General features: G+C 42.1%; 15 protein-coding genes. 7 read left to right on the top strand and 8 right to left on the bottom strand.

Features of this window, described 5'->3' with window-relative positions; translation table 11 throughout:
* The first annotated feature begins 48 nt into the window (after positions 1 to 48).
* Entirely contained in the window at positions 49 to 1,377 is a 1,329-nt protein-coding gene (locus ACNQO6_RS11425; protein WP_343578826.1) for a hemolysin family protein, read from the top strand.
* 38 nt (positions 1,378 to 1,415) lie between these two features.
* On the opposite strand, the gene ACNQO6_RS11420 is transcribed toward ACNQO6_RS11425, so the two are convergent.
* Positions 1,416 to 1,679: a ribosomal protein L7/L12 gene (locus ACNQO6_RS11420; RefSeq protein WP_440209024.1), complete on the bottom strand. Its 264-nt coding sequence runs from the start codon at positions 1,677 to 1,679 to the stop codon at positions 1,416 to 1,418.
* Between the two features lie 56 nt (positions 1,680 to 1,735).
* Positions 1,736 to 2,251, bottom strand: a complete 516-nt coding sequence (locus ACNQO6_RS11415) for a hypothetical protein (protein WP_005231554.1) — start codon at positions 2,249 to 2,251, stop codon at positions 1,736 to 1,738.
* 223 nt (positions 2,252 to 2,474) lie between these two features.
* On the opposite strand from ACNQO6_RS11415, the gene ACNQO6_RS11410 reads away from it, so the two are divergent.
* Positions 2,475 to 3,023, top strand: a complete 549-nt coding sequence (locus ACNQO6_RS11410) for a DUF2239 family protein (RefSeq protein WP_440209023.1) — start codon at positions 2,475 to 2,477, stop codon at positions 3,021 to 3,023.
* A 47-nt stretch (positions 3,024 to 3,070) separates the two neighbouring features.
* Here the strand turns inward: ACNQO6_RS11410 and ACNQO6_RS11405 are convergent, their stop codons facing one another.
* From ACNQO6_RS11405 to ACNQO6_RS11390, 4 genes are all read right to left on the bottom strand, one after another.
* On the bottom strand, positions 3,071 to 3,352 hold the full coding sequence (locus tag ACNQO6_RS11405; RefSeq protein ID WP_440209022.1) for a hypothetical protein: 282 nt from the start codon (positions 3,350 to 3,352) through the stop codon (positions 3,071 to 3,073).
* 145 nt (positions 3,353 to 3,497) lie between these two features.
* Positions 3,498 to 5,111, bottom strand: a complete 1,614-nt coding sequence (gene cysN / locus ACNQO6_RS11400) for a sulfate adenylyltransferase subunit CysN (RefSeq protein ID WP_440209021.1) — start codon at positions 5,109 to 5,111, stop codon at positions 3,498 to 3,500.
* Between the two features lie 83 nt (positions 5,112 to 5,194).
* Positions 5,195 to 6,103 (bottom strand): sulfate adenylyltransferase subunit CysD, encoded by a 909-nt coding sequence (gene cysD / locus ACNQO6_RS11395; protein ID WP_005231558.1) that lies wholly within the window; start codon positions 6,101 to 6,103, stop codon positions 5,195 to 5,197.
* A 324-nt stretch (positions 6,104 to 6,427) separates the two neighbouring features.
* Complete coding sequence (locus tag ACNQO6_RS11390) at positions 6,428 to 7,879, bottom strand: capsule assembly Wzi family protein (RefSeq protein ID WP_440209020.1); 1,452 nt, start codon at positions 7,877 to 7,879, stop codon at positions 6,428 to 6,430.
* Positions 7,880 to 8,047: 168 nt separating this feature from the next.
* On the opposite strand from ACNQO6_RS11390, the gene ACNQO6_RS11385 reads away from it, so the two are divergent.
* Positions 8,048 to 8,545 (top strand): DUF2059 domain-containing protein, encoded by a 498-nt coding sequence (locus ACNQO6_RS11385; RefSeq protein ID WP_440209019.1) that lies wholly within the window; start codon positions 8,048 to 8,050, stop codon positions 8,543 to 8,545.
* A gap of 53 nt (positions 8,546 to 8,598) precedes the next feature.
* Here ACNQO6_RS11385 and lysS read toward each other — a convergent pair whose 3' ends face one another.
* Together lysS and ACNQO6_RS11375 are read right to left on the bottom strand one after the other, a co-directional pair.
* Positions 8,599 to 10,125: a lysine--tRNA ligase gene (gene lysS, locus ACNQO6_RS11380; RefSeq protein ID WP_202740691.1), complete on the bottom strand. Its 1,527-nt coding sequence runs from the start codon at positions 10,123 to 10,125 to the stop codon at positions 8,599 to 8,601.
* Between the two features lie 158 nt (positions 10,126 to 10,283).
* Positions 10,284 to 10,721, bottom strand: coding sequence for an SRPBCC family protein (locus tag ACNQO6_RS11375; RefSeq protein WP_440209018.1), 438 nt, complete (start codon positions 10,719 to 10,721; stop codon positions 10,284 to 10,286).
* 348 nt (positions 10,722 to 11,069) lie between these two features.
* On the opposite strand from ACNQO6_RS11375, the gene rubA reads away from it, so the two are divergent.
* The 4 genes from rubA to oxyR all read left to right on the top strand — a co-directional run bounded on the left by rubA (position 11,070) and on the right by oxyR (position 14,438).
* Complete coding sequence (gene rubA / locus ACNQO6_RS11370; RefSeq protein WP_004678010.1) at positions 11,070 to 11,234, top strand: rubredoxin RubA; 165 nt, start codon at positions 11,070 to 11,072, stop codon at positions 11,232 to 11,234.
* Between the two features lie 82 nt (positions 11,235 to 11,316).
* The gene (rubB, locus tag ACNQO6_RS11365; RefSeq protein WP_440209017.1) at positions 11,317 to 12,498 is read left to right on the top strand and encodes a rubredoxin reductase RubB; all 1,182 of its coding nucleotides are present in this window, start codon (positions 11,317 to 11,319) and stop codon (positions 12,496 to 12,498) included.
* A gap of 83 nt (positions 12,499 to 12,581) precedes the next feature.
* Positions 12,582 to 13,526 carry an esterase EstB gene (gene estB / locus ACNQO6_RS11360; RefSeq protein ID WP_005231565.1) on the top strand — a complete coding sequence of 315 codons (945 nt, stop codon included), beginning with the start codon at positions 12,582 to 12,584 and terminating at the stop codon, positions 13,524 to 13,526.
* A gap of 6 nt (positions 13,527 to 13,532) precedes the next feature.
* Positions 13,533 to 14,438 (top strand): LysR family transcriptional regulator OxyR, encoded by a 906-nt coding sequence (oxyR, locus tag ACNQO6_RS11355; protein ID WP_004773664.1) that lies wholly within the window; start codon positions 13,533 to 13,535, stop codon positions 14,436 to 14,438.
* The last annotated feature ends 28 nt before the right edge of the window (positions 14,439 to 14,466 follow it).

Here is a 14,466-nt window from a genome sequence, read left to right as displayed (position 1 = left end):
TTTTTTGTGTTACAACATATTCATAATAATATGCAACACAGGTGATGTGTGAGTCTCTTCCAGAATATTATTGTTATCGCCCTGCTGATTTCAGCAGCAGGCTTTTTATCACTCACAGAAATTGCTCTCGCTGGCGCTAGAAAAGTTAAATTAAAAATTTTGGCCGAATCTGGCGAAACCCGCGCTCAAAAAGTTTTAGATCTACAAGAACAATCGGCTGACTTCTTCGCAGCCTCGCAAATCGGTTTAAATGCCGTTGCAATCCTGGGTGGTATTCTCGGTGAAGCAGCCTTCCGGCCGTTCTTCGTTGACCTGATTGTCCGGGTTTATTCCGGTCCTTGGCTAGAAACCATTGGTTTTGCTCTTTCCTTTACCATGGTCACGTCCTTGTTCATTCTGTTTGCCGACCTGATGCCAAAACGACTGGCGATGATTGCGCCAGAAAAAATTGCCATCAGTGTGATTGAGCCGATTCAGATTTTTATTAAAATCTGCAAACCTCTGGCTTGGGGCATCAATGCAATTGCCAATCTGTTATTCCGCTTATTCAAGGTCAACACCATTCGTGATGACAATATTACTTTTGACGATATTTCAGCCGTCATGGATGCAGGTGCACAAGCGGGAGTACTACAAAAGCAGGAACACCATTTCATTGAAAACGTATTTGAACTGGAGGAACGTACCGTTCCTTCAAGTATGACCACCCGTGAAAATGTGGTGTTTTTCACCCTCACAGAACCTGAAGACAGTATTCGTCAAAAACTGGGTGAATACCCTTATTCAAAATTTCTGGTCTGTAATGAACATATTGATCAGGTGATTGGCTATGTCGACGCCAAAGATATTCTGGTGCGTATTCTGAATAAACAGTCATTCACACAACTGAATGAATCGACCATTCGTAATGTGTTAATGATTCCAGATACCCTGACCCTGTCAGAATTGCTCGACCGCTTCCGTTCGACCAAAGAGAAATTTGCAGTCGTGATTAATGAATATGCACTGGTAGTCGGGGTGATTACACTAAGTGACATCATGATCACCGTCATGGGCGATTGGGTAACGCCAATGGATGAAGAACAGCAGATCATTAAGCGGGACAATCATTCCTGGCTCATTGATGGGGGCACACCGATTGAAGACGTCAAGCATGTTCTGGAAATTGAAGAATTTCCTGAAAATGAGAATTATGAAACCATTGCCGGCTTTATCATGTATCGCCTACGCAAGATCCCGCGTCCTGCGGATGCCGTAGAATATGCGGGCTTCAAGTTTGAAGTGGTCGATATTGACCATTATAAAATTGACCAGTTATTGGTAACGCAAGTTTTACCAAGTCAGGAAAATGACACGATTATTCAGTCTGAAGACTAAGTAAAAGTCAAAAAAAAAGCCCGTTTAACGGGCTTTCTTTATTTCATAACAAACCAAATCAGAATGGTCAGTAACACCACAATAAAGACCACAACCTTTACGCCACCACGGCTACGCTGTGCCACCTGCTCCTGCACACGTGCCTGCTCTTGAGGATGAGCTTGCAAATACTGATCGATTAAATCCTTTGATTCTTTTAACCCCAACCCGGTTTGCTCACGGGTAATCTTGATGGCCTCGATCAGTTGTCCTTCACGTAATACATCTAATGCTTCAGGTGGAATATGAGGTAATGAACTCATAAACTAACATTCCTTGTTATGTTTGATTAATGAGTAGAACTGGCGATTATCCGCGCTTAGTTTCCACCAAGTTGTGCCAATAAGGTATCCAATGTCGCCTGATAATGGATGCTAATATCTTCGGCTAGAATTTTGTATGCATTGTCGAATTGAACCATTGGCCAGCCCTCTTTCCAGAATGGAAAAATATTGTGCAAGTCATGGGTTACTGTTGCATCTTCACGACCAATAGCCTGTGCAACTTGAGCCAATACCTGTGCGGTTTCTGCACCGTCAATCGCTAAATAATCAATGCCACGGGCTTTTAAAATACGGATACGGTCTTTTTTATAACGAATTTTTTTAGCCTGACCTGAATTCAGACCCAATGCCAAAGTTACAGCTTCGACAAACTTGTCCTCAAAGCTGGTATTCAGTGCAACCAAAGCCTGTTTATGTGCTTCTTGACGCCCAGCTTTCCCCCCATTACGGATGATCTCATTTGCTTCCGTATCCAGCTTATCTTTTTTCATAGACTGTAAAATGTCTAAAATTTCGATATCGCTTAAAGATTCAGGAGATTGCTCAATCATGGGAGTCCTAATACACAAAAATAAAAAAACATTGTCTCATAAAAGCGCGATCAACGCAGAATAAAAATGAAAATTGGCATTCTATCTGCATTATTTTTTAGATCGGTTTTCCAGAATTTAGCCTAACCAGATCAAATCACTCTGAGAAAATGGATCGATGTGATTGCTAATTTATTTTTACCCTGGTAATATTATTTTACCCGTATAAAAATATGTGAATAAAATGAATACTCAACCGACCTATACTGCTTTTTCCGGCTATACGCTGATTGCTCAAGCGCAACTTGCTGACATTGCATTAAAGCTCAAACAACTTGGTGAAACTGCCGAGACGATCCTGATTTTCAACGATCAAACAGGTCGACAGATCGACCTTGACCTTTCAGGTGCTGAGCAAGAGATTCAGCAGCGCTACAGCGAACCTGAACCGGAAAAGAAAGTTGGTCGTCCAAAACTCGGTGTGATCTCTCGTGAAATTACCTTACAGAAAAAACACTGGGACTGGTTAGATCAACAGAGTGCCAGTGCATCAGCAGTGATTCGCAAACTGATTGATAAGGAGCTGAATGATCCAGCCTCTGAAAGTAATATCATGCTGGCTAAACAAGCCACTGATCGCGTTATGTCGGCAATGTTAGGTAATATGCCCAACTACGAAGAAGCAACCCGCGCGTTATATCAAGGTGATCAGGCGGTTTTCTTAAAGTTAATTAAAGACTATCCTTTAGATCCGCAGCAATATATTCGTAGATTATCCCTCCATGCCTTTTAACAAAGCAGTTTTGATGCATTAAGAAGCCCCTATTGCAGGGGCTTTTTTTAAACTAGGTTTTTCTTTTCTTTATATGCTTTTACCTTTCGATCACTGACATCTTCTGGATAACAATAAGGTGTGTATCCACCGGCACGATTATAAGCACTACGTTTTCCACAGCGACTACCATTACGCGCAGTGTTATAGGGGCACGGACAATTACCTGGATAGCTCTCAATAGATTCTTGAATAATTTTTCGCTTAATTGCCGCTGTACTATTCTCTACCTGTTTGGCCTCGACATTAAAAGCTAGACATAACCCCATTAAAAATAATATTTTTTTCATACACACCTCTCTAAGGAAGGCATTGTATAAGGAAATATTTTATGTGAAATATCACATATATTTTAAATGCTTCATTATTATGCGATTAATCCCATAAGCATAAAAAAACCCGCTTACGCGGGTTTTTTAACATCAATTCAGACGATTAAAGACGAACCAATTCCACAACTTTCTCAGCCGCTTCTTCAACCGTGTCAGCAGTGATTTCAGTATCCGTACCTTCATCAGTTGTGGTAATAATTACCACACCTGTTTCACGTAACAATGCAATTTGCTCAGCCGTTAAATTGGCTTTCGCAATCGCAACCACACCTTGCTGAATCAATAGACTCTCTAAAGCTTGAGCTTTCTCAATCAACGACGCAGACACACCAATCACCGCAGGCTTTTGACCTAACCGCGCCGCACGATCTTCCGCAGTCACAGGATTGCTATGCGCAGTCCATTCAACTGCCGCTTCAACCATACCTGCACCAACCGTGACGTTGCTTAAACGGTCAATAAAGATGAATGAACCTGTGTAACGGCTGTCTTGATATTGGTCAAAGACCACGGGCGCATCAAACTCAACCACAACATCTGCAATGGCATTCAGCTCAAGTTCTTCAACTTGCGTATGTTCCAAGGTATTGACATTGACACGGAAGTTAATCGCTGTAACTTTAGCAGGAACCGTCTGAGTGCCAATTTTGACGTTGTACAGCTTGCCTTTCACCAGTGGATGTTCATTCATCCACACCACTGACGCACGTACACTACGTGAAATCAAAGGTTGTTCGCCCGCACGGACTAAAACGTTACCACGAGAAATATCAATTTCATCATTTAAGGTTAAAGTCACGGCCTGGCCTGCAACAGCCTGCTCAAGATTGCCATCAAAAGTGACAATCTCTTTCACTGTTGATTTTTTGCCTGATGGCAATGCAACAATCTCATCCCCCACATTAATTGCACCTAATGCAATCGTTCCGGCAAAACCGCGGAAATCGAGGTTTGGACGGTTTACATACTGAACCGGGAAACGGAATTCATGTTTATTTGATTCACGTTTGATTTCCACAGACTCAAGAATGCTCATCAAGGTTTCACCCTTGTACCATGGCGTACTTGCAGATGGATTCACCACGTTATCGCCATTCAATGCCGAGATTGGCACGAACAGAATATTTTCAGGACGTCGATCACCGAGTTGGCTGACGAAAGCATCATATTCAACCTGAATTTCGTTGAAACGCGCTTCCGAAAATTCAACCAGATCCATTTTGTTGATCGCAACAACGATGTTTTTAATCCCGAGCAAGCTTGCAATAAATGAATGACGGCGAGTTTGGGTTTGCACACCATAACGTGCATCAATCAGGATAATCGCAAGATCGGCAGTGGATGCACCTGTTGCCATGTTACGCGTGTATTGTTCATGTCCAGGTGTATCGGCAATGATGAACTTGCGCTTTTCTGTCGAGAAATAACGATAAGCCACATCAATGGTAATCCCCTGCTCACGTTCAGCCTGTAGACCATCAACCAGCAAAGCAAGGTCAGGTGCATCACCTGTCGTTCCGACTTTCTTACTGTCACGGGTAACAGCTTGCAACTGATCTTCATAAATCAGTTTTGAATCGTAAAGTAAACGACCAATTAAGGTACTTTTACCATCATCGACGTTACCGCACGTCAAAAAACGCAATAAGTCTTTTTGTTCATGTTGTTTTAAATAACCCAAGATATCTTGGCTAATAAGATCTGATTGATGAGACATTGCTCAAAACTCCACATATTCTTTAGAAATCGCTTTTAATCTCCCTAAATCCCTCTTTAAAAAGAGGGACTTGCTTAAGGAAATTAGAAATAACCTTCTTGCTTTTTCTTTTCCATCGAGCCCGCTTCATCGTGATCGATCATACGACCCTGACGCTCAGAACTGGTCGCTAAAAGCATTTCCTGAATAATTTCAGGCAAGGTATCTGCTTCAGACTCAACTGCACCTGTTAACGGATAACAGCCCAGCGTACGGAAACGTACCGATTTCATTTGTGGAACTTCGCCCTCTTTTAAGCGCATACGTTCATCATCCACCATGATCAACGTACCACTGCGTTCAACCACAGGACGAACTGCAGAGAAATAAAGAGGAACAATCTGGATATTTTCCAGATAGATATATTGCCAGATATCCAGCTCGGTCCAGTTCGATAAAGGGAAGACACGAATACTTTCGCCTTTGTTCACTTTACCGTTATAAAGGTTCCAAAGTTCTGGACGCTGGTTCTTAGGATCCCAACGATGCTTACTATCACGGAACGAATAGACACGTTCCTTGGCACGTGATTTTTCTTCATCACGGCGCGCACCACCAAAAGCGGCATCAAACTGGTATTTATCCAAAGCCTGTTTTAGACCTTGGGTTTTCATGATGTCGGTATATTTTGAACTACCGTGGTCAAACGGATTAATCCCCGCATCACGGCCCTCTACATTTTGATGCACGATCAAATCGAAGCCGTGGGTTTTTGCCATGTTGTCACGGAACGCAATCATGTCTTTAAACTTCCAGCCAGTATCGACATGCAATAGCGGAAATGGAAGTTTTGCCGGATAGAATGCCTTAAGTGCCAGATGCAGCATCACGGCTGAGTCTTTACCAATCGAGTAAAGCATCACCGGATTTTCAAACTCAGCTGCAACTTCACGAATAATATGAATACTTTCTGCCTCAAGTTGCTTGAGGTGCGTTAATCTATTTTCAGTCATGTACAATTTCCCCCTTATCCATGCTATCCATAAAATCTATAAGTGGTATCAAACCACCACTTTGAAGACTGTGTGGAGGAACGAGTGCCATAACAACTCCAATTTTTCATGATATCGAGATTCTTACTCGTGTTACTTTTCACGATCGAGTAAAGGATATTCATTATAATAATTTAGATGCAGTTCTTTAGCTTGTTTTTTCATATTGATATGCAAAATTATGATATGAAAATAACAATCTGGAATATCAAAACAATCCATTTCACATGAATAAATAAAAAAAGAAGCCCATCAGGACTTCTTTTTTTAATAGCTCAGCTTTGTTTAGAAGCGGAACATTTTGGTTTCCAATGGAATTTCAACGCCTACAGAAACACCACCATCACGTCCATCACGATCTGAGTCGCTGACCCAGCCATTTACTTTTAATGGAATGGTTGGTTTTAGGTAGTGGGTCCAAGTTACATCTAACCCTTTGATGGTATCGGCTTCAGGGAATGCAGCATTATTGTCTTGAACACGTTGGGTCTGGCTCACTTTAGCGTAGATCACGCGCCCACCTAGGCGATTCATCACATCAAAACGAATATCACCACCTACCGAATACATCTGACCATCACCGCCCATGGCATGTCCTAGCGGGAATCCATGCTGGTAGTAACCATCTTTATATGTGGTATGGCTATATGAAATGCCTTTTGCTTCGCCGTTGGTACGGGTATCTGCCCATTCTGCATAGAGTTGGTACGGCATATTGTTATAGCTTGATGAGAAATCAGCACCAGCAAGGTACATATATTTTGCAGGTAGACCACCCGCTTCATCTTCACCTACAAATTGCGTATACAAACTGACAGGCACATTAAATAAGGGTTGTAAGAACAAGCGACCATCAAAGCCTGCAATCTGGTTAGATGGGTCTTCTTTACCTGTACCGCCATTATCCTTCGTCCCAGTCCAGGCATCCCATAAAGAGCTTAAGCTTTCAGGACGTCCTTCGCCACCCCACTGAATAGCACGTGAAGCACCAAGTTCTAAAGCCGGGAATGGTCGTGCTGTTAAACGCAAACCAATCAATTTGGTGTCCGGAACGGCTTTGTAGTCATTTAACTGTCCAGCAAAAGCCTGATACTGCCACGGCCCGATCCAAGAGAGCCATTTGCTCTCAAATGCATTTTGTACTGCACGTTGCACGGTCACGCCATACACGGGACGACTGGCATCACCACGAATCAAGCTACCATCATGTCCAGGGCCCCAATAGGTTGGAATTTGACCGGCAATCACCCATTGGTTCCACAGTTTACCTGCGATATATGAACCTTCGACATTGGCATCATGACCATTATCAATCAATGGATCTTTCTCACCATTGACACGTAATTTGGCATCCCAGTTCTCGCCACCGGCATTAAATTCAGCAGCGATTTGATATTGGGATTTCTGATTATCACCAAACGCTTGAGGAACCGTTTTAAGATCAGTACCTGCATGCAAGCCGACTTTGACGGTAGCATTATCTGCCTGTAATGCATTCAATACAGAATTAATCACTTTCTGCTGCGTGTTATTGCTTACTTTTGCTTGGGATAATGCACGTTGAATCTCGTCACCGCTCATTGGCCAAGTCGATGTGCTGATTTGAATGACACCTTGCTGGTTCAACCAGTTTAAATCTGTTCTTAAATTTTCATCGTTGAGCACAAGACCCTGAGCATATACCGGGGAAGAAAGAGCAGCAAATAATGCGATACAAAGCGATTTTTTTAAAAACATGTCCAGACTGTTCTCAAATTTATTTATGCAGACATGATCGTTGGTTTAAGAGTACATTTCAATCGCCAAACGAAACAATTACATTTTTTAACATGCATGATCAAATTGACAATAATGATGAGCGATCAGTACCATTCATTTTACTTATAACATCAACGAAATTAAATCATGAAAAAATTGTTTATAACCCTTATTCTAGGCACCATAATTTCTATCCCCGCGTTTGCTCAACCTGCCTCAAAAGGCTCGGTAAAGGAATTATTAAAAATCACCAAGTCAGAACAGTTTCTGGGCCAAATGAGTCCACAGATCAACAACATGATGCATTCAAGTATCGAAAAGCTCACTCGAGGTAAAAAACTAACAACAAAACAAGAGCTTGCTCTAGTTAATTACTCACAGGAACTTGGCAAAATTATGCAAGAGGAGTTGACGTGGGCAAAACTGGAACCAGAAATGATCAAAATCTATGCCGAAGAATTTACCCAAGAAGAAGTTGACGGCATGATCCAATTCTATAAAACGCCTGTAGGACAATCGACCATTGATAAAATGCCCATCGTGATGCAAAAAAGCATGCAAGTGGGCTATAAACAAATGGATGCGATTACGCCTAAAATTATGCAAGCCGCAGAAAAATTTGCAAAAGAAATGCAAGCTGAATAACACATTCAAGCATAAAAAAAGCCACGCTAAACGTGGCTTTTTTAGAAAGAGGATTAGTCTTTACGGCGCATATGCGGGAATAACAATACATCACGGATACTTGGCGCATTCGCAAATAACATCACCAAACGGTCAATACCGATACCCTGACCTGCTGTCGGTGGCAAGCCATATTCCAAGGCTTCGATAAAGTCGGCATCGTAATGCATGGCTTCATCATCACCTGCATCTTTTTCAGCAACCTGTGCCTGGAAACGTTCCGCCTGATCAATCGGGTCATTTAACTCCGAGAAGCCATTGGCTAACTCACGACCACCGATAAAGAATTCGAAACGATCGGTAATGTGTGGATTGTCATCATTACGGCGCGCAAGTGGTGAGGTTTCAGCTGGATATTCAGTAATGAATGTTGGTTGGCGTAACTTGGTTTCTACCGTTTCTTCAAATACGATCGTTTGCAACTTGCCTAAACCGAAACCTGGTTTCACCTGTTCTTTTAACACGTCCTGAGTGAATTTCGCCAAGAACTCACGGTCATTGACATTTTCAGGCGTGAAGTCTGGGTTATGTTCAAGAATTGCATCAAACATTGAGATTTTCTTGAATGGGCCTTTGAAGCTATACACTTCATCACCATACGGCACATCAGTAGTACCTAAAATATCAATTGCCAGCTTTTCAAGCATGTTCTCAGTCAATACCATCAAGTCTTTATAGTCGGCATAAGCTTGATAGAATTCGATCATGGTGAATTCTGGGTTATGACGTGTTGAAACACCTTCGTTACGGAAGTTACGGTTAATTTCAAACACACGCTCGAAACCACCCACAACCAGACGCTTTAAATAAAGCTCAGGTGCGATACGCAGGTAAAGCTCCATATCCAATGCATTATGATGGGTTACGAATGGTTTTGCTGATGCACCACCTGGAATCACATGCATCATTGGCGTTTCAACTTCCATGAAACGTTCATTGGTTAAGAATGCACGGATACCCGCGACTACTTTGGCACGAATTTCAAAGGTCTTACGGGTTTCTTCGTTGACAATCAGGTCGAGATAACGCTTACGATATTTCGCTTCAGTATCGGTTAAACCATGGAATTTGTCTGGCAGTGGACGTAGTGATTTAGTCAGCAATTCAAAGCCTTCAAGGTGTACATATAAGTCACCTTTACCAGAACGACCGATATAACCTTCAGCCGCAATAATATCGCCAAGATCCAGACTCTTGATCGTTTCTAAAACGTCTGTTGCTAAACCTTTACGGTCAACATACAGCTGGATACGCCCTGTCATGTCCTGAATCACAATAAATGATCCACGGTTCAACATCACACGACCCGCAACCTTGACATAAACTTTTTCAGCACCTTCGATTTGTGCTTTATCTTGATCTTTAAATTGTTCTTGCAAATCAGCTGTATAGTGTTCACGTTTAAACGTGTTTGGCCACGGGCTCTTACCCGTTTGTTTTGCAGTCTCTTGGATTTGCTTTAACTTGGCATGACGCTGTGCGATTAAATCGTTTTCGGAAAGTGTTTGTTCAGAAGTCGATTGAGCGTTTTGTTGCGTCATCTCTGCCTCGATTAAGTAAAAAATGAAGTGACATAGAATAGCAGATCACAACCCATTTTCGTATTATTTCAATCAGACAATTCAAAAAAATCAAGATTTATCAATTTTGAATCGAGATTACGCAACAGTTGACCTTGTTAAATCAACCTCCTCAGGGCTTATTTTTCAGCCAGATGCTTGACCATTGCCAATCCCTGATCAAAGCCTTTATTCATGAATTCGGTATGCTCTGGCTGAATATCCACTTCAACGTGTAACTGGGTTTCGCCATTAAAATCAAACAGCATATATTTTTCCAAGGCACCCGCCCAAGTCTTTATCTCTTCACTTTCCAGATCTTCCTGACCATTCTGGATCATTCCCAGATGCTTAAACACAACTTCTTTCGGTTCATCCAGACTTTCAATGGTAGAGACCATGCCATTGCCCTTGCCATCACCAAAATAGGTTTTACCCCCCACTTTCCAGTCGCTTTGCATAGTAGAGTCGCAGGCAAAAAATTTGGTCCATTCCGGATAGCTTTCAGGGGACCAAAGAACCTGCCAGACTTTTTCAGGGGTCGCATAAATTTTAATATTATAAGATAAGGTTTCCATGCGTTATTCTCCTTCTATCATTGTTTTCTTCATCATAACTTGATTTTGAATGTTTGTTTTTTATACATACTATTTTTATACGATTGGCTTTTTTGATGAGATAAGTCCTGAACTTTTGATAAAAAATTAGAGCAATTGCTCAAATAACAAGACTTTCAGATAGAATTGCCATATCGCTTTTTGAATAAATGATTAAACTCTTGCATTTACTTTACTTAAATGTCGTTCTGCGTAAAAATCTAATTCCCGATTAACATAAGTTAGTTCCTTTTGCAGCGATCATAGCGACATTACGGAATAGTTTTACTGAAAGGCAACTTGAGCATACCGATCAGTTTGGAGAGTCACATGAAAAAATATCAATGTATCGTTTGTGGTTGGATTTACGACGAAGCAGAAGGTTGGCCACAAGACGGCATTGCAGCAGGGACCAAATGGGAAGATATCCCAGATGACTGGACCTGCCCAGATTGCGGCGTTTCAAAAGCTGATTTTGAAATGGTTGAAATCTAAAGATTAAAGAAAAAAGACTATGAAAATCATGGTCTTTTTTTCTGAGCATTCATTTTTAAATAAGAAAATACTGGAGAATATAATGCACCCAATCGTCATCATCGGATCAGGTATGGCTGGATATACCGTTGCGCGAGAGTTTCGTAAATTAAGCCCAGAGCAAGAGCTGGTCATGATCTGTGCGGACGATGCGGTAAATTATGCAAAACCAACATTATCAAATGCCTTTGCAGGTAAAAAAGCACCTGAACAGATTGCGCTTGGTGATGCTGCAAAAATGGCCACCCAATTGAATATGCGTATTGAAGCGGAAACCTGGGTTAAAGAAATCCATGCCGAAAAACATGAAATTATTTTAGAAAAAAATGGCGAAAGCATTGCCCAGCCTTATTCAAAATTAGTCCTCGCAGTCGGTGCCAATCCTATCCGTTTAGCCATCGCTGGTGATGGTAGCGAAGACATTCATGTGGTTAACTCACTGATTGACTATCGTACTTTCCGTGAAAATCTGTCGAAACGTAAAGACAAACGTGTGGTGATTCTGGGCGCAGGTCTGATTGGCTGTGAATTTGCCAATGACTTACTGCATAGTGATTATGAAGTTACGGTGATTGACCTTGCACCACAGCCTTTAGGTCGCTTACTCCCTAATCATGTCGCAGATGCATTCAGAACCAATCTGGAACAGGCAGGGATTAAATTTGCACTCTCAACAACTGTTGAAAAAGTCACGAAAATTAATGATGGCGAAGACTATGCAGTCACGTTAGCCAATGGTCAAACCTTAGTTGCAGATATTGTCCTTTCTGCAATTGGTTTACAACCAAATATTGCTTTAGCGAAAGCAGCAGATATCCAGACCAGTCGTGGCATCATTACCAACACCTTATTAGAAACCAGTCAGACGGATATTTATGCCGTGGGTGACTGCGCTGAAGTGAATGGTACTTTGCTTCCATTCGTTATGCCGATCATGCAACAAGCCCGTGCCTTAGCAAAAACCCTGAGTGGTCAAACGACTGCCGTTCACTACCCTGCCATGCCAGTCGCAGTGAAAACCCCTGCTGCACCATTAACCGTATTACCAGCGCCACTGGATGTTGAAGTGAACTGGGAAACTGAAGAATTTGAAGATGGGATGCTCGCGAAAGCAGCGGATGGCGAAGGTACCTTAAGAGGATTTGTCCTGTTAGGTGCAACTGCGGGTAAACAGCGTTTGACCTTGACCAAACTGGTTCCGGACTTGATTCCAGCACAGGTTTAGGGTTTAAATACGAGGACTTGCTGAGAAAAGAATGTCCGGCAAGCCCTTAAGTTATAAAAAGAATTCAATTCGGAACGAAGATCATGAACAGTGCCCTCCAGTTTAATGTGTCACCTTATGCTTCCTTTATGCAAGAAACCAAAGTTACTTTGGGCAATGGCATTGAATTGCATGTTGAAATTGGCGGCAACCCTGAACACCCAACAATTCTGCTGGTCATGGGCTTAGGTGCTCAAATGTTATTCTGGCCTGACTTTTTCTGTAAGGCACTGATTGATCAAGGCTTCCGAGTCATCCGTTTTGATAACCGTGACATCGGCTTATCTTCTAAAATTCGCAATAAAGGCAAACGGCTCAATACCATGAAATTGATGAGTCGCTTTATGTTTGGTCTGGGGAATGAAGGTGCACCCTACACGCTTTATGATATGGCGGATGATGTCGCGATGCTAATGGATCAGCTTGGCCTAGAGAAGACTTATATTCTGGGTGCCTCTATGGGCGGTATGATTTCACAAATTGTTGCAGCAAAATATCCCGAAAAAGTGGAAAAGGTTGGCTTATTATTTACCAGCAATAATCAACCGCTTTTGCCACCACCCTATCCAAAACAACTTTTCAGCCTGCTCGGCAAGCCAGCCGCACACGATGAAGAAACCATTATCAATCACAGCCTGAATGTTTTCCGTATTATTGGCTCACCGGGTTATGTCAATCCGGTTGAATCAATTCAAACCATTCGCAAATTATATCGTCGTAGTTTTTATCCAGCGGGTGTACTTCAACAGTTTTTAGCAATATTATGTACGGGTTCTCTGTTACCATTGAACAAAACGATGACTCAGCCGACGCTGGTTGTACACGGATCAAAAGATCGACTGTTACCGCCAAGTCACGGGAAAGCTGTTGCAAAAGCAATTTCTGGTGCTAAGTTTGAATTAATCCAAGGAATGGGGCATGATATTCCTGCACATTTCATTCCGCAACTTAGTGGTTTGTTTGCTCACCACTTTAGATCATCACACTAGGACTCTATGGCTGCATTACCCTCATTAAGACAGCTATCATATTTAGTTACGTTGTCAGAAACTTTACATTTTACTGAAGCAGCGCGTCGTTCCTTTGTCACCCAGTCGACGCTGTCTGGCGGCATCATGGAATTAGAGCGCTTATTAGGTGGCGTCTTAGTTGAGCGTGATCGTCAAAACGTCCGTTTAACACCGTTAGGTGAACAGGTGGTAGCGCGTGCGCGTGTACTGCTTGCCGATGCTCAGGATTTGATGCGCTTAAGTCGTGAAATGAGCGAACCGCTCACAGGTGATTTGCATCTTGGTATTATCCCAACCATTGCACCCTTTATCCTGACGCAGCTATTGGAAGAAGTACACCAGCAACTACCTAAAATTCAGCTGCATTTGCATGAAGCGCAAAGTGAGAAGATTGTAGAAAAGCTGGAACATGGCAATCTGGACATGATTGTACTGGCGCTTCCTTTCGATACACGCAGCCTTAAAGTTGCCGAAATCGCGAAAGAACATTTGTTCCTGGTGTACAACAAAAAAGATACCAATGCGGCAAATGCAAACTCTCTCGATGACCTGGATTTATCGCGCCTGATGTTGCTTGAAGAAGGCCACTGTTTACGTGATCATGCTTTAAGTGCCTGCCCGGTCGGTGAGCGTAAAAATGATCATCGCTTAAAAGCAAGCTCATTGCCAACACTGGTTGAAATGGTATCGTCGGATCTTGGCTTTACCCTTTTACCTGAGATTGCCTTGAAAAACAGCATGATTCACTTTAATGAAGACATTGATGTGAAATCAATCGAAGCTGCACCAAGCCGCACATTAGCTTTAGTGACTCGTAAAAGTACGCCGTTACAAAGTGAATTTGATGTGATTCTGCAAATTCTGCAAAAAATTACGGCTCACTTAGAATAATCCAATAAAAAGCCTGTAATTGAATTAC

This window comes from Acinetobacter calcoaceticus, from assembly GCF_051947995.1.
GTDB lineage: Bacteria > Pseudomonadota > Gammaproteobacteria > Pseudomonadales > Moraxellaceae > Acinetobacter.
This window is presented reverse-complemented; position numbering and strand designations above follow the sequence as displayed.

Coding starts and splice junctions, on each gene's coding strand:
- cysN (WP_440209021.1), bottom strand. CDS start 5,111: ATGTCTCATCAATCAGATCTTATTAGCCAAGATATCTTGGGTTATTTA.
- ACNQO6_RS11420 (WP_440209024.1), bottom strand. CDS start 1,679: ATGAGTTCATTACCTCATATTCCACCTGAAGCATTAGATGTATTACGT.
- oxyR (WP_004773664.1), top strand. CDS start 13,533: ATGGCTGCATTACCCTCATTAAGACAGCTATCATATTTAGTTACGTTG.
- rubB (WP_440209017.1), top strand. CDS start 11,317: ATGCACCCAATCGTCATCATCGGATCAGGTATGGCTGGATATACCGTT.
- ACNQO6_RS11390 (WP_440209020.1), bottom strand. CDS start 7,879: ATGTTTTTAAAAAAATCGCTTTGTATCGCATTATTTGCTGCTCTTTCT.
- cysD (WP_005231558.1), bottom strand. CDS start 6,103: ATGACTGAAAATAGATTAACGCACCTCAAGCAACTTGAGGCAGAAAGT.
- estB (WP_005231565.1), top strand. CDS start 12,582: ATGAACAGTGCCCTCCAGTTTAATGTGTCACCTTATGCTTCCTTTATG.
- ACNQO6_RS11405 (WP_440209022.1), bottom strand. CDS start 3,352: ATGAAAAAAATATTATTTTTAATGGGGTTATGTCTAGCTTTTAATGTC.
- ACNQO6_RS11375 (WP_440209018.1), bottom strand. CDS start 10,721: ATGGAAACCTTATCTTATAATATTAAAATTTATGCGACCCCTGAAAAA.
- ACNQO6_RS11415 (WP_005231554.1), bottom strand. CDS start 2,251: ATGATTGAGCAATCTCCTGAATCTTTAAGCGATATCGAAATTTTAGAC.
- ACNQO6_RS11385 (WP_440209019.1), top strand. CDS start 8,048: ATGAAAAAATTGTTTATAACCCTTATTCTAGGCACCATAATTTCTATC.
- ACNQO6_RS11410 (WP_440209023.1), top strand. CDS start 2,475: ATGAATACTCAACCGACCTATACTGCTTTTTCCGGCTATACGCTGATT.
- lysS (WP_202740691.1), bottom strand. CDS start 10,125: ATGACGCAACAAAACGCTCAATCGACTTCTGAACAAACACTTTCCGAA.
- rubA (WP_004678010.1), top strand. CDS start 11,070: ATGAAAAAATATCAATGTATCGTTTGTGGTTGGATTTACGACGAAGCA.